The organism is Sphingomonas spermidinifaciens (assembly GCF_002351485.1).
GTDB lineage: Bacteria > Pseudomonadota > Alphaproteobacteria > Sphingomonadales > Sphingomonadaceae > Sphingomonas > Sphingomonas spermidinifaciens.
In genome coordinates, this window is the sequence record NZ_NWMW01000003.1 from 94142 (window position 1) to 114876 (window position 20735).

Here is a 20735-nt window from a genome sequence, read left to right on the forward strand (position 1 = left end):
CGATAGGTATGTGCGCTGCCAGCTCCGTGCCTCCTGATCCAAGGAGGCAATGAATGACACGGTTGGAAGGCAAGACGGCGATCATCACGGGCGGCGGCACGGGCATCGGCTTGGGCGCGGCGCGGCGGTTCGTCGAAGAAGGCGCGTTCGTCTATCTGTTCGGGCGGCGGGCCGACGCGCTCGAACGCGCCGTGGCCGAGCTCGGTCCCAATGCGCGCGCGGTTGCCGGATCGGTACGATCGGATGAAGACCTCGACCGGCTCTATGCGGCGGTCCGCGACGAGCGGGGCACGCTCGACATCCTTTTCGCCAACGCCGGCACGGGCAACCTCGCGCCGCTCGGCGCGCTGACCCACGACGACTATGACGCCACCTTCGGCAGCAATGTCGAAGGATTGATCTTCACGGTGCAGAAGGGCCTTCCCCTCATGCGCGCCGGCGGCTCGATCATCCTCACCGGCTCGACCACAGGCGAGATGGGGGGCAGCAACTTCAGTCTCTACAGCGCGAGCAAGGCGGCGGTGCGCAACCTTGCGCGCAGCTGGGCGCTCGACCTCAAGGGGACGGGCATCCGCGTCAACGTCCTCTCGCCCGGACCGACGCGCACCGAGCTGGCGGGCGAGGTCGTGGGTTTCGAGGCGCTAGAAGCACTGGGATTGGGCACCCCGCTCGGCCGCGTCGGCGAGCCTGCGGAAATCGGCGCCGTCGCCGCCTTTCTCGCCTCGTCGGACAGCAGCTTCATGACGGGGGGCGAGGTGTTCGTCGACGGGGGCCTCGCGCAGAACTGAGGCCCTAGTCGAATCGACTAGGCCAAATAGTCGCTCTGACGAGCGCGGTCGGCGGCCAGCCATGCTCTAACCCGTGACGTCGAACGTCGCTTGGAAAGGCATGGCATGGTCGCCGAAACCGCATCGATCTCGGGCTCGGGCAGCAATAGCACCTCGCTCGCGCCCGATCAGGCCGCGGCACTAGCGGCCACGGCCCGCGCAAGCGGCAGCTTCGACGCCAACGCGCTCGCCGCAAGCCTGACCGAACTCGGCGCTGGTGATCCCGCCGCCGCGCAGACGCTTCAGGCCGAGGTCGAGGCGCAGTTGACCCCCGTCGAACGCGGCGAGCTCGCCCGCGCGATGGACGCGCCCGCCAACGACAATGCCCCCGCACCCGGCGCCGGCCCCGACCCGGTGCAGCTCGGCCTCGACCTCGGCCAGATGGCGCTCGACGTCGCCGGGCTGTTTGATCCGACGCCGATCAGCGACGGGGCGAACGGCATCGTCTCGGCCGGCCGGGCGATCGGCTCCCTTTTCTCGGGCGACTGGGGCGCGGCGGGCGGCCATGCCGTCAACGGCCTTATCTCCGGCGCGTCGATGCTCCCGGTGCTCGGCGACACCGCCAAGCTCGGCAAGATCGGCAAATGGGCGGAGACCGTCAGCGACGCGGTGAGCGCGGTCGCGCACGACCCGGCGCTCCGCGAAACGCTCGCCCCCGCGCTCCAGAAGGTGAAGGACGCGATCGGCGCCATTCCGGAAGGCGCGCTCAATGCTCTGCCCGCCAGCGCCCGCGAATCGCTCGAGGCGACGAAACGCCAGCTCGACGAGTTCTTCTCGCCCACGGTCGCCGCCGATGCCGCGACCGCCACGAACCTCACCGCGCGCGTCGGTGCCAACACCGCCGAGTGGACGGTCAACGCCGCTGGCCAGCCGACCCGTGTCACCGCCACCCTTTCGGAGCTTCAGCCGAGCGGCCTCGCCCGCGGCCGCGACGAACTTGCCGCGCAAGATACGGTGCGCGGCCGCGGCCTCGCCGACGACGATGCCGGCCATGTGATCGGCCACCGCTTCCTGGGCGACCAGGGCGCGCGCAACATGTTCCCGCAGAACTTCAACTTCAACCGCAGCGCCTACAAGACCCTGGAGAATGAGTGGGCGACCTGGATCGACAAGGGCGGCACGGTAAAGGTCGACATCGAGCTGATCGGCGGCACCAGCGGGCGTCCGGCTCAGGTCGGCGTGAGCTATGAAGTGTTCAACGATGCGGGCAAGCGCGTCTTTGACAATCAGGAGCTGTTCGACAATGCCGCCGGACAGGTGTTCGACCGCGTGCCGACCGCGGACATGGCGAGGATCCTCCGCCAGTGATCGCGATCGAGGCACCGGCCATGACGGGTGATGCGATGGAGCAAGCGACCTTCGACCAGCAGCGCGCCGACGCGCTGATCCAGGAAATCGGCAGCGAGATCGTGCGCGGATCGAAGTTCGCGAGCCGTCCGTGGGAGCGGATCGTCGTCGTCGCTGAAATTGCGGACCGCAAGCGGCTGTTCGGCTATGTCTATTGGGACGGCAACCAGTGGGAAGCGGCGACGCCTGACGGCTTCCGCGCGCTGACGCTGTTTCAGGAGCTTCAGGCGGCAACGCAGGTATCGGGCAAGGCCCCGTGGCGAAAATGCCTGACCCGAATCGATCGCGCGACGGGCAAGATTGACGTCGAGTTTGACCACGACGGCAAGCGCTGGGTGCCCGACATGGCCGACCCGGAGGGGTTCGCACGGCGACTGCGCGCGACGGACGAGGGCTGAACTCTTCCATCGCGCCGCTCTCGCGCGCATAGGCGGCGGCGATGTCCGCCGATCCGCTCGCCCTCTATATCCACTGGCCGTTCTGCGTCTCAAAGTGCCCCTATTGCGACTTCAACAGCCATGTCCGCGACGCGGTCGATCAGGAGCGCTGGCGAGCGGCGCTGCTCGCCGACCTTGAGCATGAAGCGGCGCTGACGCCCGGCCGGCGCGTCGGCTCGATCTTCTTCGGCGGTGGTACCCCTTCGCTGATGCCCCCCGCGACCGTCGCCGCGTTGATCGAAGCAGCCGACCGGCATTGGGGCCTCGCCACCGATTGCGAGATCACGCTGGAGGCGAACCCTTCTTCGGTCGAGGCGGCGCGCTTCGCCGATGTGGCGGCGGCGGGGGTCAACCGCGTGTCGCTCGGCCTCCAGGCGCTCGACGACGATGCGCTCGCCTTTCTCGGCCGCGCGCATTCGGTGGCGGAGGGGCTCGGCGCGCTCGACACCGCGCAGGCGGCGTTCGCGCGCGTGTCGTTCGACCTCATCTATGCTCGTCCCGGCCAATCGCTCGCCGCATGGGAGGATGAGCTGACGCGCGCGCTCGGCTTCGGCACCGGGCATCTGTCGCTCTACCAGCTGACGATCGAGCCGGGCACTCGTTTCGCCACGCTCGCCGCCAAGGGAGAACTCACCATCCCCGACGCGGACGATGCCGCCGACCTGTTCGAGGTGACGCGCGCGATGACGGCAACGGCGGGCCTGCCCGCCTATGAGATTTCCAATCATGCGCGGCCGGGTGAGGAGAGCCGCCATAACCTGACCTACTGGCGCTATCGCGACTATGTCGGGGTCGGGCCGGGCGCGCACGGGCGGCGCGGCGGCCATGCGACCTTTCGCCGCAAGAAGCCGGAAAACTGGCTCGCCGCGGTCGATCGTGACGGCCACGGGATCGAGGCCGAGGACGCGCTAGCCCCGGCCGAACAGGCGGTCGAGGCCCTGCTGATGGGTCTTCGCCTGCGTGAGGGTGTCGATCTCGCGCGGATCGGCGCGCAGACGGGCACGCTGCCGCTTCAAACCGCGCGCGTCGATGCGCTCGCGGCGCAGGGGCTGCTGGCGCGTCAGGGCGATCGGCTGCGCGCCACCGAGACGGGGATGCCGGTGCTCGAAGCGATCCTTCGCGAGATCGTCACCCCCTGATTGCCCGCGCGTGCCGGATGCGCGAGGGTGCGGCGATGCTGCAAGCCGCCGCGCCCCCGCCGTTCGTCCAGACAGCCCCGGCCGCCGATGTCGACCGGCGGCTGGGCGAGATCGTCGCCCTGCTGAGCGGCGCCGGCGATTACGAGGCGACCTTTGCCCAGCGCTTCCGCACCGAAATACCCAAGCAGCGCTTCGACGCGATCGCGGCGCAGCTTCGCGCCGGGCTCGGCAAGCCGCGCGGCGTCTGGCGGATCGAGCGCTACAATGCGCTCGAGGCCGACGCGCTGCTCGACTATGAGCGGGGTCGAGTCCGCGTTCGACTGACGCTCGCGCCCGGCGGCTCGCGGCAGGTCGCGGGTTTCTCGATCATCGGTACCGCACCGCTTCAGGATAGCTTCGCCGTCATCGCCGCCGAGGCGGCGCGGCTGCCCGGCGAGGTCGGTTTCGGCGTCTATGCGCTGGAGGATCCCGCCCCCCGTGCGCTGGCAGAGCATCACGGCGAAGCGGCGGCGCCGATCGGCTCTGCGTTCAAGCTCTGGGTACTGGCCGAACTCGCCGCGCAGATCGCCGACCGCCGGCATCGCTGGGACGAGGTGGTGGCGCTCGCCCGGCCCTCGCTCGCCAGCGGGATAACACAGGACTGGCCCGCCAGCACGCCGATGACGCTGCAGGCGCTGGCGACGCTGATGATCGCGATCAGCGACAATACGGCCACCGACACGCTGATGGGCGTGCTCGGCCGCGCGGCGGTGGATGGGCGAGCAAAGGCGCTCGGCGCCGCGCAGCTGCCGGTGCTGACGACGGCGGAAGCGTTCCGGCTGAAGCATCCCGCCGCCGCGCCGCTCGCCGCCGGCTGGGCCGCGCTCACGCCCGAGCAGCGGCGCGCGCGGCTCGCCGACCCTGCACTGGCGACGGTGCCGCTCGACCCCGCGCTGTTCGGCGACGCGGCGGTGCGGCCCGACATCGAATGGTTCGCCAGCCCGCGAGCGATGGCGACGACGCTCGACTGGCTGTCGCGCAAGGGCGATCGCACGACGCTGGCGATCCTCGCCACCGCGCGCGCCGACCGGCATGGCCTCGCCTATGTCGGCTATAAGGGCGGGTCTGAACCCGGCGTGCTGAGCCTCAACCACCTCGCCCGCGATGCCGCCGGCAAATGGTATGTCGTCGCCGCCAGCCAGCACCGCAACGACGGTGCGGTCGAGCCCTCAGCGCTCGCCAATCTTGCGGCGCGCGCGCTCGACCTTCTCGGCACGCGCCGCTGACCAGTCCGCGGGCAGCAGCCCGTAGAGCGCGGTGTCGCGGACGCCGATATGCGTCTCCCACTCGGCGCGCAGCAGCCCCTCCAGACGGAAGCCCAGCCGTTCGAGCAGCGCGCGTGACGCCGCATTGTCGGGATCGGTGTCGGCAAAGACGCGCCGCTGCCCCTCGGCGAAGACTCGGTCGATGACCGCGCTCACCGCTTCACCCGCGAAGCCGCGGCCCCAGTGCGCCCGCGCGAGCATATAGCCGAGTTCGCTGACATTTCCCTGGCGCTTCTCGCCCGCCGCAACGAAGCCGATCGCGGTTCCGCTGCCGGCAGGCGTGATCGCCCAGACGCGCCAGCCACCGCCGTTGCGGGCGAAGTCGGCATGCGTCTCCTCGACGTTGGCGTGCGGTGCGCACGACCAGTACCGCATCGCCTCGACATCGGCGAAGGCAGGGAACAGCGCCTCGGCATCGGCAGGGGTGCGCCGGCGCAGTACCAGCCGCGCGGTGCGAAGGGTCGGGGTCGGGCGCACCGTCAGGCCGCGAGGGCGTCGACCAGCGCGCGCACCTTCTTCTGGCGCCATTGCGGCAGCGGGGCGACCATCCAATAGCCAAGGCTGTAAGGCTTGGGCGCGCCGACCGGCACCACCCGCCCGGCGGAAAGATCGCCGCGCGCCAGCAGCTCCGGCACCGTCGCGAACCCCAGCCCCGCCGCCGCCGCCTCGATCGCGAGGCCGGCATCCGCGACGGTGACGAGCGACACCGACTCCTCGTTGAGGCAGCCGGGCCACGAGATGCGCGTGTCGGCCCCGCCGCCGGGCGCGCCCACCGTCACCATGCCGTCCGATTCAAGCGCCTCGCCCTCATGCTCGCCCGGCCCCTCGCCCCAGCGGATGGCGAGGTCGAGATTCGCCTGCGCAAAATCGACCCCCTCCTCGGCGGCGACGAGGGTAAAGCGCTGCTCGGGTTCGGCGCGCGCGATTTCGGCGAGGCGCGGCATCAGCCATTTCTGCGTCAGGTCGCGCGGCGCGGCGATCGTCAGCGACCGCGACGACTGCCCCGCCTGCATCGCCCGCACCGCTTCCTCGAACTGGAGGAAACCGTCGCGCAGCGCGATCAAGCCGCGCTCGCCCTCGGGCGTCAGCTCCAGGCCGCGGGTGGTCCGACGGAACAGCACGACGCCGAGCGTATCCTCGAGCGCGCGAATCTGCTGGCCCACCGCCGCGGGTGTTACGGCGAGCTCGTCGGCGGCACGAGTAAAGGACAGGTGGCGCGCGGCGGCGTCGAGGACGCGCAGACCATTGAGCGGCAGGTGGGTCCGCTTCATCCCGCCACCGCCGGGGCAATCAGCCCGAACTTGGGAATGGTCACGTCGAAGCCCGACCCGTCCTCGCCCAGCATGTGATAACTGCCCTGCATCGAGCCGATGGGCGTCGCGAGGTGACAGCCCGAGACATAGTCGAAGCTGCCACCCGGCGCGATCATCGGCTGCTCGCCGACCACCCCCTCGCCCTCGACCGAATGGCGCGCGCCCCGCCCGTCGGTGATGATCCAGTGGCGGGTGAGCAGCTGGACCGCCATCTCGCCCTCATTCTCGATGCGGATGTGATAGGCCCAGAACCAGCGGCCGCGATCGGGCTCCGACTGTTCGGGCAGATAGCTGACCGAGGTGCGCACGACGACGCCCCGCGTCCGTGCCTCCTCGGTGAACAGCGCCTTCACAGCCCCACCTTGTCCAGCGCCTGGCCGAGGTCGTCGATCAGGTCGGCAGGATCCTCGAGCCCGACGTTGAGCCGCAGCAGCCCCTCGGTTACGCCCATCTCCAGCCGCTTTTCCTCGGCGACGCCGTAATGCGTGGTCGAGGCGGGGTGCGTCATCAGCGAGCGCGAGTCGCCGATATTGTTCGAAATGTCGATGAGCTCGAGCGCGTCGAGCAGGCCGTGCGCCTGGGCGCGCCCGCCATCGACCTCGAATGAGAAGATCGGCCCCGTCATCGCCATCTGCGACAGCGCGAGGTCGTGCTGGGGGTGGCTGGGCAGGCCCGGATGGTTGATCCGCGGCACGCGCTTTTCGAGGAAGCGGCCGACCTCCAGCGCATTCTCCGACTGGCGGCGGATGCGCAGGTCGAGCGTCTCCAGTCCCTTCAACACCACCCAGGCGTTGAACGCGCTCAGCGTCGGGCCGGTATTGCGCGTGAAGGGCAGCAGCTCGTTGAGGATGAAATCCTCGGTCCCGCACACCGCGCCGGCAAGGACGCGCCCCTGCCCGTCCATCATCTTCGTCGCCGAATAGGCGGTGATGTCCGCGCCGAAGTCCATCGGCCGCTGGAGCGCCGGCGTGGCGAAGGCATTGTCGACGACGGTCCGAACGCCGCGCGCGCGGGCAAGGTCGCAGACGGCCTTTAGGTCGACGATGTCCATCGTCGGATTGGCGGGCGTCTCGAAGAACCAGAGCTTGGTCTTGTCGATGGTCGCATCGACGAACGCCTGCGCGTCGCGCGCATCGACGATCGTCGTCGCGATCCCGAACTTGGGGAGCAGCGTGTCGGTCAGCCAGCGGCACGATCCGAACAGCGCGCGGCCCGCGACGACATGGTCGCCCGCCGACAGCTGACAGAGGAGCGCCGCGGTCATTGCCGCCATCCCCGTCGCGGTCGCGCGGCACGCCTCGGCCCCTTCGAGCAGGGCGATGCGATGCTCGAGCATCTCGACGGTCGGGTTCTGGAGCCGCGAATAGGTCATGCCCGACTGTTCGCCGGCGAACCGCGCGGCGGCGTCGCCCGCACAGTCATAGGCATAGCCGGAGGTCAGGAAGAGCGCCTCCGACGTCTCGCCGAACTCCGACCGCATCGTCCCGCCGCGCACCGCCTGCGTCGCGGGGCGCCACGTGGAAGTGATCGAGCGGTCCTGGCCTGTCGTGCGCTTCATGGCCCGCTTCCTAGGCGCGTGGCCTTGCGCGATGCAAGGGGCGCGCTAAGCCGGGCGTGCATGCGCCTCGCCGAACGACCCACGCTATTGGCCCTGATCGTCGCGGCGGCGGCGCTCCTCTTGTTCGCGCTTAACCTCGACCGGCCGGCCAAACCGGTTTTCGACGAGGTTCATTACGTCCCCGCCGCGCGCGCAATGCTGGCGCTGTCGCACCCCGCCAACACGGAGCATCCCCCGCTTGCCAAGGAACTGATTGCGGTCGGCATGGCGGTATTCGGCGACAATCCGGTTGGCTGGCGGGCGGTGCCGGCGCTGGCGGGGGCGGTGACGGTTGCGGCGGGGTTTGCGTTCCTGTTCCTGCTGGTCGGCTCGACAAGGACGGCGCTGTTTGGCGCGCTGTTCATCGCGATCAACCAGACGGTGTTCATCCAGGCGCGGATCGCGATGCTCGACGGGTTCCTGGGCGCGTTCGTGACCGGAGGGCTGGCCGCGACCCTCTGGGCGATGAAGGCACCGCCCGGCGCGCGGGGTTGGCGGGTCGCGCTCGCCGGCCTGCTGCTCGGCGCGGGGGTCGCGGTGAAGTGGGCTGCCGCCCCCTATGTGGCGCTGGCCTGCGTGGCCGTTCTCGCGTTCGATCGGCGGCCGGTGGCGGGGCTGGGCCTTGCGATCCCGCTCGGCCTCGTCGCGATCGCCACCTATTTCGCGACCTTCGTGCCCAGCTTCTACTACGCCGCCGATCCCGTCCGGCCGGACGCGCTCGTCGACCTTCAGCGCCGGATGTACGAAGCGCAGACGCAGATCCTTCAGGCGCACCCATATCAGTCCGACTGGTGGAGCTGGCCGCTGATGCTGCGGCCGATCTGGTATTTCTACGAGCCCGATATGGGCGTCCAGCGCGGGGTGCTGCTGATCGGCAATCCGGCGATCATGTGGGGCGGGCTGGTCGCAATCGCCGCCTGCCTATGGGTGCGCGGGCCGACGCGGGTGATCGGCGGGCTGTGGCTGTTCTCGATCCTGATCTGGGCGGCGATCCCGAAGAGCCTCGGCTTCTATTACTACTATCACCTCTCCGGCATCTTCGCCGCGCTTGCCTGCGCCGCGGGGCTGTCGCTGCTGCCGGCGCGATGGCGTTGGATCGAAGGGGCATTCGCCGCGCTGGCGATCGGGCTGTTCCTTTATTTCTACCCGATCATCAGCGGCGCGGCGCTTTCGGACCCGCAGGACTTCAACCACTGGATGTGGATGAATAGCTGGCGTTGACTCCGGTAATTTCTGTCATTACAGAAATGGCTATGAAGACGCTGCTCGAGCATCCCGACGTCAAGGCCTTCGTCATCCATTGGGGCGAGATGGGGACGCAATGGGGCGTCAACCGCTCGGTGTCGCAGATCCACGCGCTGCTCTACCTCTCCGACCGCCCCCTGCCCGCCGACGAGATCACCGAGGCGCTGGGCCTCGCCCGTTCGAACGTGTCGACCGCGCTCAAGGAGCTTCAGGGCTATGCGATCGTCCGACGCGTCCATGTCGAGGGCGACCGCCGCGACCATTTTGTCGCCGAGACCGACCTGTGGGAAATGCTCCTCCGCATCGCCGCCGAGCGCAAGCGGCGCGAGATCGACCCGACGATTGCGCTGCTCGGCGAACTGGCCGAACGCCTCCGCCACGACGAGACCGCGCCGAAGCTGGTTCGCGAGCGGATCGGCCGGATGCACGAGTTCATCTCGACGCTCGGCAACTGGTACGAACAGGTCCGGGGCCTGCCCAAGCCGACGCTGGTCGCGCTGATGAAGCTGGGCGGCAAGGTGGCCCGCTTCGTCTCGCCGCTGAAGGGGAAAGCGAAGTCCTGAACGTTCTTCATTTGCCCATAAGTTTCTGTTTCTACCGAAACGTCTGAAGAAGGGAGAACTTCAATGCTCGTCGAGACCGCCTACGCCCTTTACCTCGCCATCACGTTGGCGATCACCATCTGGGTGGCGCGCACGCTCGCCCGCAACGGAGAGGTGTTCCTCATCCAGTGCTTCGGCCACAACGCCGACCTCGCGCGTTCCACCAACCATCTGCTCGTCGTCGGCTTCTACCTCGTCAACATCGGCTTCATCGCCCTGACGCTTAGCCTAGGGGATGAGCCCTCCACGATCGCCGGCGCGATCCGTTTTCTCAGCGCCAAGGTCGGCCTCGCCGTGATCGTCATCGGCGTGATGCACTTCTTCAACATGGGTGCGATCGCACATTTCGGCCGGACCGTTGAAGGCTGGTTCACCGCCCGCCCCACTGCTCAGCAGAGCGCCTGAGCCATGGCCTATGCCGATCATGCGGCGCCAACCGGCGTCTTCGCGGCAGTCGCCGCATCGGCCGCGGCCGGCCCGATCTTCGTCGCCAGCTATCCGCTGGCGATGGGGGTCGCGGCGGCCGGTGGCCAGCCCGGAGCGGTGCATCCCGCCGGCGTCTGGATTGCGCTTGGGATCATGGTGGTTGCGGCCCCGATCGGTATGGCGATCGCGTTCGTACCTTGCCTGATCGCGGCGACTTTGCTGACGCCGCTCGCCCGGCGGCCGGGGGTTGTCCGTCTGGCGCCGGTCTGGATGATCGCCGGCGCGGCGCCGATTGCGCCGCTCGTGATCGTCGAAGAACTCGGCGCGCCCGAGGCATTTGCGTTGGCGGCGACCGCCGCCCTCTGCGCCCTTGTCGCCCGACAGACGCTGCTTCGCCAGCTTGCGTCCGCCGACTGACCCCTGTCCATCGACGCCCTCCTCGCCTATCTGCCCCCGATGACCGAATACGACATCCATGTGATCGGCGGCGGGCTCGCCGGATCGGAGGCGGCGTGGCAGCTCGCCGGCGCGGGCTTCCGCGTTCGCCTGTCGGAAATGCGCGGCGGCGGCGACATGACGCCGGCGCACCAGACCGACGGGCTTGCCGAGCTCGTCTGCTCGAACAGCTTCCGCTCCGACGATGCCGAGCGGAATGCCGTGGGGCTGCTCCATGCCGAGATGCGCGATCTGGGCTCGCTGGTGATGACCGCCGCCGACGCGCATCAGCTGCCCGCGGGCTCGGCCCTGGCGGTCGATCGCGACCGTTTCTCCGAACAGGTGACGCGCACCCTCGCCGGCCATCCCAACATCACGATCGTACGCGAGCGCGTCGATACGCTGCCGACCGACACGCCGGCGATCGTCGCCACCGGTCCCCTCACCGCGCCTTCGCTCGCCGAGGCGATCGGCCAGTCCACCGGCGCCGACGCGCTCGCCTTCTTCGATGCCATCGCTCCCATCGTCCATGCCGAGTCGATCGACATGGGCATCGCCTGGAAACAGTCGCGCTGGGACAAGGCGGGCCCCGCAGGCGACGGCAAGGATTACATCAACTGCCCACTTGATCGCGAGCAGTACGCCGCCTTCCACGCCGCCCTGCTCGCGGGCGAGAAGAGCGAGTTCCGCGAGTGGGAGAACGTCCCCTATTTCGATGGCTGCATGCCGATCGAGGTGATGGCCGAACGCGGGTTCGACACGCTCCGCTTCGGACCGATGAAGGGCGTGGGCCTGGACGATCCGCGCACAGGCCGCTGGCCCCATGCGTGTGTCCAGCTGCGCCAGGATAATGCCCAGGGCACGCTCTGGAATATCGTCGGGTTCCAGACGAAGCTGAAGCACGCCGAACAGGTTCGCATCTTCCGCACCATTCCCGGCCTTGAACATGCCGAGTTCGCGCGGCTGGGCGGGCTCCATCGCAACACCTTCATCCGCTCGCCGATCCTCCTCGATCGCGAGCTCCGCTTGAAGGCGCGGCCGAATCTGCGCTTCGCCGGTCAGATCACCGGCTGCGAAGGCTATGTCGAGAGCGCCGCAATCGGCCTGATCGCAGGCCGCTTCGCCGCTGCCGAACTCGCCGGACGCACGCTGCCGACGCCTCCGGGAGAGACCGCGCTCGGCGCTCTACTCTCCCACATCACCGGCGGGGCGGAGGCCGAGACCTACCAGCCGATGAACGTCAATTTCGGCCTGTTCCCGCCGATCGAGGGCCGCACGAAGAAGGCCGATCGCAAGCTCATGTACACCGCCCGCGCCCGCGTCGCGTTTGGCGAATGGGCACGCGCGCTCGAACCGGTGCCCGCCTAGCTCTCCTCCGCCTCGCGCGGTGTCGGCGGGCAGTCGGCGCGGCGGCGCGGCGGCTTGCGCTTCGGCGCGGTCGTCGCGAACTCGGTACGGTCGAGCGTGGCCGAGCGGTCCTTGTCCGCGCCTGCGAACTTGGTCGTCGTCTTCGCCGCCCATTCGTCGAAGCTCAGCCGCCCGTCGCCATTCGCATCGAGCCTGGCAAAGGCCTTCCTGCGGCTGGCGAGATACTCGTCGCGCGTGATGCGATCGTCGCGATCCTTGTCATAGCGGTTGAAGCGCCGCTCCTCGCGCGACTTAGGCGCAGCCTCCGGCACAGGTTCGTCCGCAGGCTCGCCGCTCTGCGGCGCTGATGCCGCAACGGTCAGCGGCGGCGGGGGGGGGCAGCAGGACGTCCGCGGTCGCGCTCGACCGGAACAGGAACATCGCCGCCCCTGCGAGCAACAGCGCAGCCAGCGCGCCCGCCCAGTATCGCCACATCTTCCCACTCCTGCTTGTTTCGGCCAAGCCTAGACCGAACGCGGGTGACGGGTCGAGCGGCTTGGTCAGCGCCCCGTCAGCCGATGCCAGGCGAGCCGCGCGATCCGCCCCGGCGTGGCGGCGGGCAGCGGCAGCGTTGGATCAGCCGTCAGGTCCATTGCCGCCTGTCGCGCCAGCGCACCGAGTACGCGAAGTCGGCGCGGCCATGGCGTCGCAAACGCCGGCGCCAGGAACGCGCGCGCCTCCGTCGCCGCGTCGCGCGCCGCCGCGACGTCACTCAAAGACCGCGACAGGTCGGCCAGCGCCCAGCCCCGTCCCGCGTCTGCAAGCGCCCGCGCGTCGCCGCCGCACAATCGCGCGGCGAGCGCGAACAGCCGTTCACCCCGCTTCGCCGCGAACGCCGTCCGCGCCACCGGATCGGTGGGCTCGCCGTCTAGAAGCGCTTCCCATCCCTCGACCAGCGTCGCCAGTTCGGCACCCGCCACCGCCGCAGGGACGACCGATGCGGCGAGAGCCATCAGAACGGGCTGCGCCGGCGCCGGCGCTGAGTCGAGCCGCATCATGGCGTCGTGCCACCAGGTCAGTCGCATCTGCGCGATCATCGGTTCGCGCACGCCGCGCATCACCGCCGCCAGCGTGTCGTCGAGGTCGAGCAGCGCCGCCACGCCCGCACGCGCGGTTTCCGGGGCATAGGACAGGATAAGTCGCCGCTCCGCCGCACGCGCCGCCGCACCGGGTTCGAAGGTTTCGCCGCCGTTAACCATGCTGTTTCAATCCGGCTTATCGCTTGGGCGCGCATAGCGCCCGACTGGACCGGATTGTCAAACGGGCGGGGCATGGGCAGGCGAATGGGGTGGCAGGGGTTAAAGGCGTGGGCAGTCGGCGGGTTCCTCGCGCGGCTGGCCCGTGACACGCGCGCCAACACCATTGCGATCGTCGCCGCGGCGATGATCCCGCTGTGCGGCATGATCGGCGGCGGCTTCGACCTGAGCCGCATGTACATCGTCAAGACCCGGCTTCAGCATGCCTGCGACGCGGGCGCGCTGGCGGGGCGCAAGTCGATGGGCGGCGGCACCTGGGCACAGTCGAGCTATATGCCGCGCCAGATGGCCGAGCGCTTCTTCGACGCCAATATCCAGGCCGACGCCTATGGCTCGAACACGATCACCCGCACCTTTACCGAGAATGCGGGAAAGGTTTCGGGCACGGCATCGGCAGTGCTGCCGATGACGCTGATGCGCGTGCTGGGCAAGACGTCCGAAACGCTGAGCGTCACCTGCGAAACCGAGATGCGGCTGCCCAACACCGACGTGATGTTCGTCCTCGATACCACCGGCTCGATGGATCAAAAGGCTCGCTCGAGCGACACGATGAAGAAGATCGACGGGCTGAAACTCGCGGTGCGGTGCTTCTACGAGATCGTCGCGCGGCTCGATACCGTCGCGAATTGCGATGGCGGCGCGCCGTCGGGCGGCACCGGCAGCCAGGTGCAGATACGCTTCGGCTTCGTCCCCTATTCGACCAACGTCAATGTCGGGAAGCTGCTGCCGAACGCGTGGATGGCCGACGAGGGGATGTACAATACGCGCGCTGAACTCGGCAACAGCGGTCGCTTTCGCTACGACCTGCTGCCCGTCAATTTGAGCGGCATGAAAAACGGAACGGGATACAACAACTCGTTCGACGTACAGACGGGACCGAACAAAGGCGTCACCTCAACCTTCCGCGTCAACTGGACCGGCTGCATCGAGGAGCGCCAGACCGCGAAGACGACGGACTATTCGCCGATCCCGTCGACTGCGCTCGACCTTGACGTCGATACCGCTCCAACGCCTGGTAATCCGGCGACGCAGTGGAAGCCGGCGTTGCCCGAGATTACCTACCTGCGGCAGCTGCGGACTAGCTGGACCGAGCTCAGCCGTGACAACGTATCGAGCACCGATCAGACCTATTACCGCTATGACCAACTCCGCAGGTATTATTGCCCGACGGAGGCGCGTCTGCTTCAGACATGGCCCGACGCCAGCGCCTTCGACAATTACGTCAGCAGCCTGACACCAGTCGGTAACACCTATCACGATATCGGCATGATTTGGGGCGCTCGCCTGATGTCGCCTGATGGGATGTACAGGGCGCAGAATGAGTTCACGCCCCAAGGCGGCGAGATCGAGCGGCACATGATCTTCATGACCGACGGCGACGCGGTGTCGACCAACTGTGACTACAATGCCTACGGCATTCACTTCTACGATCGCCGCCAGACCGACGATGTCGGCAACTGGTCGAACTGCATGGACGGGGACTCGCTGAGTTCGCTGACGAGCCAGATCAACAGCCGGCTCGAAGCGCTTTGTGACGTCGTCAAGAACAAGAACATCACCCTCTGGGTCGTCTCGTTCGGCGGCGGCAACTCTGAAGATACCGAGGATCGCCTTGAGAGCTGCGCATCGCCGGGTCGCTATTTCCTCGCAAACGACTCGGCCGCGCTCCAGCGCACGTTCAAGTCGATCGCCGACCAGATCAGCGCCTTGAGGCTCATCAGGTGATCCGCGCCCCGCTTCCGCTCGCCCGCGACCGGCGCGGGGTATCCGCGGTCGAGTTCGGCTTCATTGCGCCGACCTTCTGCATGGTGCTCCTCGGGATCTTCGACTTCGGCCACACGCTCTACATGCGCGGCGCGCTGCAGGGGGTGGTTCAGAAGAGCGCGCGCGATTCAACGCTCGAAAGCAACACGACCGCGGGGCAGCAGGCGATTCTCGACGCCCGCGTGCGCGCGCAGGTCAAGGCGCTGGCCAACAATTCGACGGTCGAGTTCAAGCGGCGCTACTATCGCACCTTCTCCGATGCGGCGGCGGCCAGCGCGGAGGATTGGACCGACACCAACAACAACGGCCGTTGCGACGCCGGCGAACCCTATGAGGACGCCAACAACAACAGCAACTGGGATGCCGATGGGGGCAATGACGGACAGGGCGGCGCCAAGGACGCGACCGTATTGACCGTCACCGTTACCTATCCGCGGATGTTCCCGCTCCTGAAGCTGCTAGGCGACAATACAGCCAATGCCAAGATTGTCGCGACCACGGTACTCAAGAACCAGCCTTATTCGGATCAGGGCAGCTATGCTGCGCCGACGCGCCGGAACTGCCCGGCATGACCCGCGCACTTCGCCCTGTCCGTCACTTCCTCCGACGCCTCGCCGCCGCCCGCGACGGGGTCATCATCATCGAGTATGCCTTTTATCTTCCCATCCTGCTGCTTCTGGGGCTGTCGGGGGCGGAGATCACCAACTACATCATTACGCGGATGCGGATCAGCCAGCTGGCGCTGCATCTGGCCGACAACGCGGCGCGCATCGGCACGGGCACGCAGCTCCAGCAAAAGACGATCAACGAGGTCGATATCAACGACCTGCTCACCGGCGCGGGACTCCAGGCGGGCGAACTCGACCTGTTTACGCGCGGCCGGGTGATAATCTCGAGCGTCGAGAACGATCCCGCCAATGCCGGCAAGTTCCGCATCCGCTGGCAGCGCTGCCGCGGCAGCAAGAGTTACGACTCGCCTTATGACAACACGAAGACCAACCTCGCCGGGGTCGGACCCAGCGGGCGTCAGGTCATCGCGCCGACCGATGGCGCAACGATGTGGGTCGAGGTCAGCTACACCTATCGCCCGCTCGTCAAGGAAGCCTGGTCGCCTTCGCTCGACATGGTCGAGACGGCGTCGATGATGGTGCGCGACCGGCGCGCGCTGACGCCCGCCGCGACCGTGGATGCGAACGGCGACGGCGTTCTCGAAGTGGCGGGCGAGGCTGCCTCGACCTGCTGACCGGCGTCAGGGCGCCGGAAAGGTAAGTACCGCTCGCGCGCCCGCGCAGCCTGCACGCGCGCCCATCTCGATTTCGCCGTCCAGCTGCCGCGTGAGGCTGGCGATCATCCGCGTACCGAGACTTCGCTTGGAGTGCGCCTTCGGATCGAAATCGGCGGGCAGGCCGATGCCTTCGTCCTCGATCGTCATGACGATCCGGCCGTCCTCGCGCGCGATCCGGATGTCGATCGCCCCGCCCTCGCCTTCCGGGTAAGCGTATTTGATCGCGTTGGTCACGAGCTCGGTCAGGATCAGGCCGAGGGGGATCGCAGTGTCGGCGCTCAACTCGATCGGCTCGGCATGACAGCGGATGCGGTGCAGCGGCGACTGTTCGGCAAGCGCATTGGCCAGCCCGCAGGCGAGGTCGTCTAGCGCAACGATGCCGACGCGCGCGCCGCGCCACAACTGGTCGTGCGTCTGCGCGATCGCGGTGATGCGCGCCTGCGCGTCGCCAAGGAGGCGGGTGACTCGCGGATCCTCGTCGGCCTGCATCTGGAGCGACAGCATCGCCGACACGAGCGCCAGGCTGTTCTTGACGCGATGGCTGGCCTCGCGGACCAACAGCTCCTGGTGCTCGACCGAAGCGGCGAGCCGCGCCTCCGCCTGCTGACGCTCGATCGCCACGCCGATCAGGTTGGCAAAGCCCTGCATGAAGGCGAGATCGTCGGCATCGAACGTCCCCTCGCCCTCGCTATCGACCTCGAGCACGCCGTAGCGCTTGCCGTCGGCCTCGACGAGCACGTTGATCGCCCGGCGGATGTCGTGCTCGACCATCAGGTCGGGCGTGCGGAACCGCTCCTCGCCCTCCAGATGGTTTGAGATAACGGGTTCGCCGGTCTTGAATGCGAAGCCCGCGGGACTGGCGGTGTCGCCGCCCATCGTGGCCACCCCGACGACGCCCTTGGCCCAGCCCACACCCGCCTCGACCCGCATCCGCTGCTCGGCGTCGGGCGCCGACAGGAACTTGGCGTAGCGTGCCCCCATGCCCTCGGCGCACAGCTCGGTCGCCTGCTGCAGCATCGCGCCAATATCGCGCGAGCGCAGCGCCACCATGCCGAACTCGGCAAGGATCCGCTGCTGGCGCAGGCGATACTCGATGACGTCGCCGCCCGGCGGCGGCGACGGATCGGCAGGGGCTTCCTCGACCACGGCCACTCGGGACGTCAGCGCGTCAGCTTCTTGTAGGCAAGCCGCGTCGGCCGGTCCGCAGCATCACCCAGGCGGCGGCGCTTGTCCTCCTCATAGGCTTCGAAATTGCCCTCGAACCATTCGACATGGCTGTCGCCCTCGAAGGCGAGGATATGCGTGGCGAGGCGGTCGAGGAAGAAGCGGTCGTGGCTGATGACCACGGCGCAGCCCGCGAAGTTCTCGATCGCTTCCTCGAGCGCGCCCAGCGTCTCGACGTCGAGGTCGTTGGTCGGCTCGTCGAGCAGCAGCACGTTGCCGCCGCGCTTCAGCATCTTGGCGATGTTGACGCGGTTGCGCTCGCCGCCCGACAGCTTGCCGACGTTCTTCTGCTGGTCCTGTCCCTTGAAGTTGAACGCACCGACATAGGCGCGGGTCGAGGCGTCGTGGCCGTTGACCTTCATATAATCCAGCCCGTCGGAGATCTCCTCCCAGACGTTCTTCGAGGGATCGAGATGGTCGCGGCTCTGGTCGACATAGCCGAGGCGGACGGTCGTCCCGATCTCGATCTTGCCGCTGTCGGGCTGTTCCTGGCCCGTGATGAGCTTGAACAGCGTCGACTTGCCCGCGCCGTTCGGCCCGATCACGCCGACGATGCCGCCCGCGGGGAGCGTGAAGGACAGGTTCTCGAACAACAGCTTGTCGCCATACGCCTTCGAGACATTCTCGACCTCGATCACCTTGCCACCCAGCCGCTCGGGCACCTGGATGACGATCTGCGCCTTGCCGGGCGTGCGGTTCTGCTGCTGCTCGACGAGCTGCTCGAACTTCGCGATACGCGCCTTCGACTTGGTCTGACGGCCCTTGACGCCCGCCCGGATCCATTCGAGCTCGTCCTTGATCGCCTTCTGGCGCCCGGTGGCCTCGCGGTCCTCTTGCTCCAGTCGCTTGGCCTTCTTCTCGAGATAGGTCGAGTAATTGCCCTCGTACGGGAAATACTTGCCTCGATCGAGCTCGAGGATCCAGTTGACGACATTGTCGAGGAAATAGCGGTCGTGGGTGATCATCAGCACCGCGCCAGCATATTCCTTGAGGTGATTTTCCAGCCACTTGACGCTTTCGGCGTCGAGATGGTTCGTCGGCTCGTCGAGCAGCAGGATCGAGGGCTTCTGGATGAGCAGGCGCGTCAGCGCCACGCGCCGCTTCTCACCGCCCGACAGGTTTTCGACCGGCCAGTCGCCCGGCGGACAGCGCAGCGCCTCCATCGCGATCTCGAGCTGGTTGTCGAGCGCCCAGCCATCGACCGCGTCGATCTTGGCCTGAAGCTCGCCCATCTCCTCCATCAGCGCGTCGAAGTCGGTGTCGTCCTTCGGGTCGCCCATCTCGGCCGAGATCGCGTTGAAGCGCTCGACCAGATCGGCGGTTTCGCGCGCACCGTCCTTGACGTTCTCGAGCACCGTCTTGGTGGGATCGAGCTGCGGCTCCTGCTCGAGATAGCCGACGGTGATGTTCTCGCCCGCCCACGCCTCGCCCGAGAAATCGGTGTCGATGCCGGCCATGATCTTGATCAGCGTCGACTTGCCGGCACCATTGGGGCCGACGATGCCGATCTTGGCACCTTGATAGAATTGCAGGTTGATGTTCGACAGCACCGGCTTGGGCGCGCCGGGGAAGGTCTTGGTCATGTCCTTCATGACGAAGGCGTACTGGGCGGCCACTTCGGGTCTCCGGGATGGGGGATCGGCAAGGACGGGAAATCGCCGCGGGAGATAGCGACGGCGGCGCGGATTGGCAATCAGGGGGCCTTTACCCCGACGCTTGAGGAGCTACCAATGCGGCATGCCGAGCATCATCCTTCCCGCGCTTGCCGCGCTCGCCCTTCCCGCTCCCCAAGCTGACGATGCCAACCTGCGCGTCGCCGCCCAGCGCGATGCGGCGCTCGATGACGATTACGCCTATGCGATCACCGAGGCGATTACGACCGAGCTCGGCCCGCGCCTTGCCGGCACCGCGGAGGAGGCGCGGGCGCGCAAATGGGCGGTGGCGACGCTGACCAAGATGGGCTTCAGCAACGTCCACGACGAGCCCTTTCCTCTCCGCACCTGGGTTCGCGGCACCGAAAAGGCGATGGTCGTAGGCGCCAATTCGCAGCCCCTCGCCCTCACCGCGCTCGGCAATTCGGGCGCGACGCCCGAAGCGGGGCTCGAGGGCGAGATCGTCTTCTTCCCCACGCTCGACGACCTCAAGGAGGCGCCAGACGGCTCGCTCGCCGGCAAGATCGCATTCGTCAGTCACGCGATGACGCGGACGCAGGATGGCAGCCAGTACGGCTATTATGGCGCGGTCCGGCGCCAGGGACCGGCCATCGCGGCAGCGAAGGGGGCCGCCGCGATCCTGATCCGCTCGGTCGGCACCGACAGCCACCGGATGCCGCATGCCGGCAGCACCGTCTTCCCCGAGGGGACCGCGCCGATCCCCGCCGCCGCGCTCGCGATCCCTGACGCCGAGCAACTCGAGCGGTTGATCGGGCGCGGCCCCGTGCGGGTCGCGCTGACGCTGACGCCGCGCATCCTCGGCACGCAGACCTCGGGCAACGTCATCGCGGAGGTGCCGGGTCGCGACCCTGCCGCGGGCATCGTCGTCGTGGCCTGCCACCTCGACAGCTGGGACCTCGGCACCGGGGCGATCGACGATGCGGCGGGCTGCGGCATCGTCGCCGCCGCGGCGAAGCGGATCATGGACGCCGGCCGCCCGCGCCGAACGATCCGCATCCTCTGGGCCGGGTCTGAGGAAGTCGGCGTCTTCGGCGGCCGTGCCTATTTCGAGGCGCACAAGGGCGACAACCATGTCCTCGCCGCCGAATCGGACTTCGGCGCCGACCGCATCTGGCGCCTCGACACCAACTTCGCGCCCGCCAACAAGCCGCTTGCCGACCGCCTCGCTGCCGCGCTTGCGCCGCTCGGCATCTCGGCGGGGCGCGAGGCAGCACGGGGCGGGGCCGACGTCGCCGCGCTGATTTCGGCTGGCGTCGCGGGGGTCGATCTGCAACAGGACGGCACCCGATATTTCGACCTGCACCACACGCCAGACGACACACTCGACAAGGTCGATCCGGCTCAATTAAGGCAGAATGTGGCGGCTTGGACGGCGATGCTGGCGATCGTCGCTGACGCGCCCGAACCGATTTCTGCGACGAAATGACGCCGCTTTCCCATGCGCTGAGTGGATT

23 protein-coding genes are annotated in these 20735 nt (G+C 68.0%); 14 read left to right on the forward strand and 9 right to left on the reverse strand.

The features are described from left to right. Positions 1–53: 53 nt before the first annotated feature. The 5 genes from COC42_RS15770 to COC42_RS15790 all read left to right on the forward strand — a co-directional run bounded on the left by COC42_RS15770 (position 54) and on the right by COC42_RS15790 (position 5015). The gene (locus tag COC42_RS15770) at positions 54–788 is read left to right on the forward strand and encodes an SDR family NAD(P)-dependent oxidoreductase (protein WP_096344333.1); all 735 of its coding nucleotides are present in this window, start codon (positions 54–56) and stop codon (positions 786–788) included. A gap of 105 nt (positions 789–893) precedes the next feature. Further along, entirely contained in the window at positions 894–2135 is a 1242-nt protein-coding gene (locus COC42_RS15775; protein ID WP_096344334.1) for a DNA/RNA non-specific endonuclease, read from the forward strand. Next, the gene (locus COC42_RS15780) at positions 2132–2572 is read left to right on the forward strand and encodes a hypothetical protein (protein ID WP_096344335.1); all 441 of its coding nucleotides are present in this window, start codon (positions 2132–2134) and stop codon (positions 2570–2572) included. Before COC42_RS15775 ends, COC42_RS15780 begins: the two co-directional genes overlap by 4 nt. A 41-nt stretch (positions 2573–2613) precedes the next feature. Continuing rightward, entirely contained in the window at positions 2614–3750 is a 1137-nt protein-coding gene (hemW, locus tag COC42_RS15785) for a radical SAM family heme chaperone HemW (RefSeq protein ID WP_096344336.1), read from the forward strand. A 35-nt stretch (positions 3751–3785) separates the two neighbouring features. Then, complete coding sequence (locus tag COC42_RS15790; RefSeq protein ID WP_141395868.1) at positions 3786–5015, forward strand: serine hydrolase; 1230 nt, start codon at positions 3786–3788, stop codon at positions 5013–5015. Here the strand turns inward: COC42_RS15790 and COC42_RS15795 are convergent. Genes COC42_RS15795 through COC42_RS15810 form a run of 4 tightly spaced genes read right to left on the reverse strand, consistent with a single transcriptional unit; the run spans position 4959 to position 7925 of the window. Next, complete coding sequence (locus COC42_RS15795; RefSeq protein ID WP_096344338.1) at positions 4959–5531, reverse strand: GNAT family N-acetyltransferase; 573 nt, start codon at positions 5529–5531, stop codon at positions 4959–4961. The two genes, COC42_RS15790 and COC42_RS15795, sit on opposite strands and share 57 nt — an antisense overlap. Positions 5532–5533: 2 nt before the next feature. Then, positions 5534–6325, reverse strand: coding sequence for a LysR family transcriptional regulator (locus tag COC42_RS15800; protein WP_096344339.1), 792 nt, complete (start codon positions 6323–6325; stop codon positions 5534–5536). Further along, on the reverse strand, positions 6322–6720 hold the full coding sequence (gene apaG, locus COC42_RS15805) for a Co2+/Mg2+ efflux protein ApaG (protein WP_096344340.1): 399 nt from the start codon (positions 6718–6720) through the stop codon (positions 6322–6324). Before apaG ends, COC42_RS15800 begins: the two co-directional genes overlap by 4 nt. Further along, a complete protein-coding gene (locus COC42_RS15810; protein WP_096344341.1) occupies positions 6717–7925 on the reverse strand; it encodes a trans-sulfuration enzyme family protein in 1209 nt (402 codons plus the stop codon). The genes apaG and COC42_RS15810 overlap by 4 nt, the downstream gene beginning before the upstream one ends. Before the next feature lie 60 nt (positions 7926–7985). Between COC42_RS15810 and COC42_RS15815 the strand changes: the two genes are divergently transcribed. From COC42_RS15815 to trmFO, 5 genes are all read left to right on the forward strand, one after another. Further along, complete coding sequence (locus COC42_RS15815; protein ID WP_096344342.1) at positions 7986–9185, forward strand: phospholipid carrier-dependent glycosyltransferase; 1200 nt, start codon at positions 7986–7988, stop codon at positions 9183–9185. 32 nt (positions 9186–9217) lie between these two features. Further along, entirely contained in the window at positions 9218–9772 is a 555-nt protein-coding gene (locus COC42_RS15820; protein ID WP_096344343.1) for a GbsR/MarR family transcriptional regulator, read from the forward strand. Positions 9773–9835: 63 nt separating this feature from the next. Next, complete coding sequence (locus COC42_RS15825) at positions 9836–10216, forward strand: hypothetical protein (protein WP_096344344.1); 381 nt, start codon at positions 9836–9838, stop codon at positions 10214–10216. Positions 10217–10219: 3 nt separating this feature from the next. Then, positions 10220–10654, forward strand: coding sequence for a hypothetical protein (locus COC42_RS15830; protein WP_096344345.1), 435 nt, complete (start codon positions 10220–10222; stop codon positions 10652–10654). Between the two features lie 39 nt (positions 10655–10693). After that, positions 10694–12040: a methylenetetrahydrofolate--tRNA-(uracil(54)-C(5))-methyltransferase (FADH(2)-oxidizing) TrmFO gene (trmFO, locus tag COC42_RS15835; protein ID WP_096344346.1), complete on the forward strand. Its 1347-nt coding sequence runs from the start codon at positions 10694–10696 to the stop codon at positions 12038–12040. Here the strand turns inward: trmFO and COC42_RS15840 are convergent. The 3 genes from COC42_RS15840 to COC42_RS15845 form a co-directional block, all read right to left on the reverse strand. Next, positions 12037–12351: an EF-hand domain-containing protein gene (locus COC42_RS15840; protein ID WP_245844293.1), complete on the reverse strand. Its 315-nt coding sequence runs from the start codon at positions 12349–12351 to the stop codon at positions 12037–12039. The two genes, trmFO and COC42_RS15840, sit on opposite strands and share 4 nt — an antisense overlap. Beyond that, the gene (locus tag COC42_RS18030; protein ID WP_245844296.1) at positions 12332–12514 is read right to left on the reverse strand and encodes a hypothetical protein; all 183 of its coding nucleotides are present in this window, start codon (positions 12512–12514) and stop codon (positions 12332–12334) included. The genes COC42_RS15840 and COC42_RS18030 overlap by 20 nt, the downstream gene beginning before the upstream one ends. Before the next feature lie 65 nt (positions 12515–12579). Further along, positions 12580–13278, reverse strand: a complete 699-nt coding sequence (locus tag COC42_RS15845; RefSeq protein WP_096344347.1) for a squalene/phytoene synthase family protein — start codon at positions 13276–13278, stop codon at positions 12580–12582. A gap of 72 nt (positions 13279–13350) precedes the next feature. On the opposite strand from COC42_RS15845, the gene COC42_RS15850 reads away from it, so the two are divergent. The 3 genes from COC42_RS15850 to COC42_RS15860 are packed head-to-tail and all read left to right on the forward strand — an operon-like array spanning position 13351 to position 16342. Beyond that, entirely contained in the window at positions 13351–15060 is a 1710-nt protein-coding gene (locus tag COC42_RS15850) for a Tad domain-containing protein (protein WP_096344348.1), read from the forward strand. Then, positions 15057–15671: a TadE/TadG family type IV pilus assembly protein gene (locus tag COC42_RS15855; RefSeq protein ID WP_096344349.1), complete on the forward strand. Its 615-nt coding sequence runs from the start codon at positions 15057–15059 to the stop codon at positions 15669–15671. Before COC42_RS15850 ends, COC42_RS15855 begins: the two co-directional genes overlap by 4 nt. Then, entirely contained in the window at positions 15668–16342 is a 675-nt protein-coding gene (locus COC42_RS15860) for a tight adherence protein TadE (protein WP_096344350.1), read from the forward strand. The genes COC42_RS15855 and COC42_RS15860 overlap by 4 nt, the downstream gene beginning before the upstream one ends. 6 nt (positions 16343–16348) lie before the next feature. Here the strand turns inward: COC42_RS15860 and COC42_RS15865 are convergent, their stop codons facing one another. Next, complete coding sequence (locus COC42_RS15865; RefSeq protein ID WP_245844299.1) at positions 16349–17530, reverse strand: sensor histidine kinase; 1182 nt, start codon at positions 17528–17530, stop codon at positions 16349–16351. Positions 17531–17544: 14 nt separating this feature from the next. Further along, on the reverse strand, positions 17545–19224 hold the full coding sequence (gene ettA, locus COC42_RS15870) for an energy-dependent translational throttle protein EttA (RefSeq protein ID WP_096344351.1): 1680 nt from the start codon (positions 19222–19224) through the stop codon (positions 17545–17547). Between the two features lie 121 nt (positions 19225–19345). Between ettA and COC42_RS15875 the strand changes: the two genes are divergently transcribed. Next, positions 19346–20707, forward strand: a complete 1362-nt coding sequence (locus COC42_RS15875; protein ID WP_096344352.1) for a M20/M25/M40 family metallo-hydrolase — start codon at positions 19346–19348, stop codon at positions 20705–20707. Positions 20708–20735: the final 28 nt, after the last annotated feature.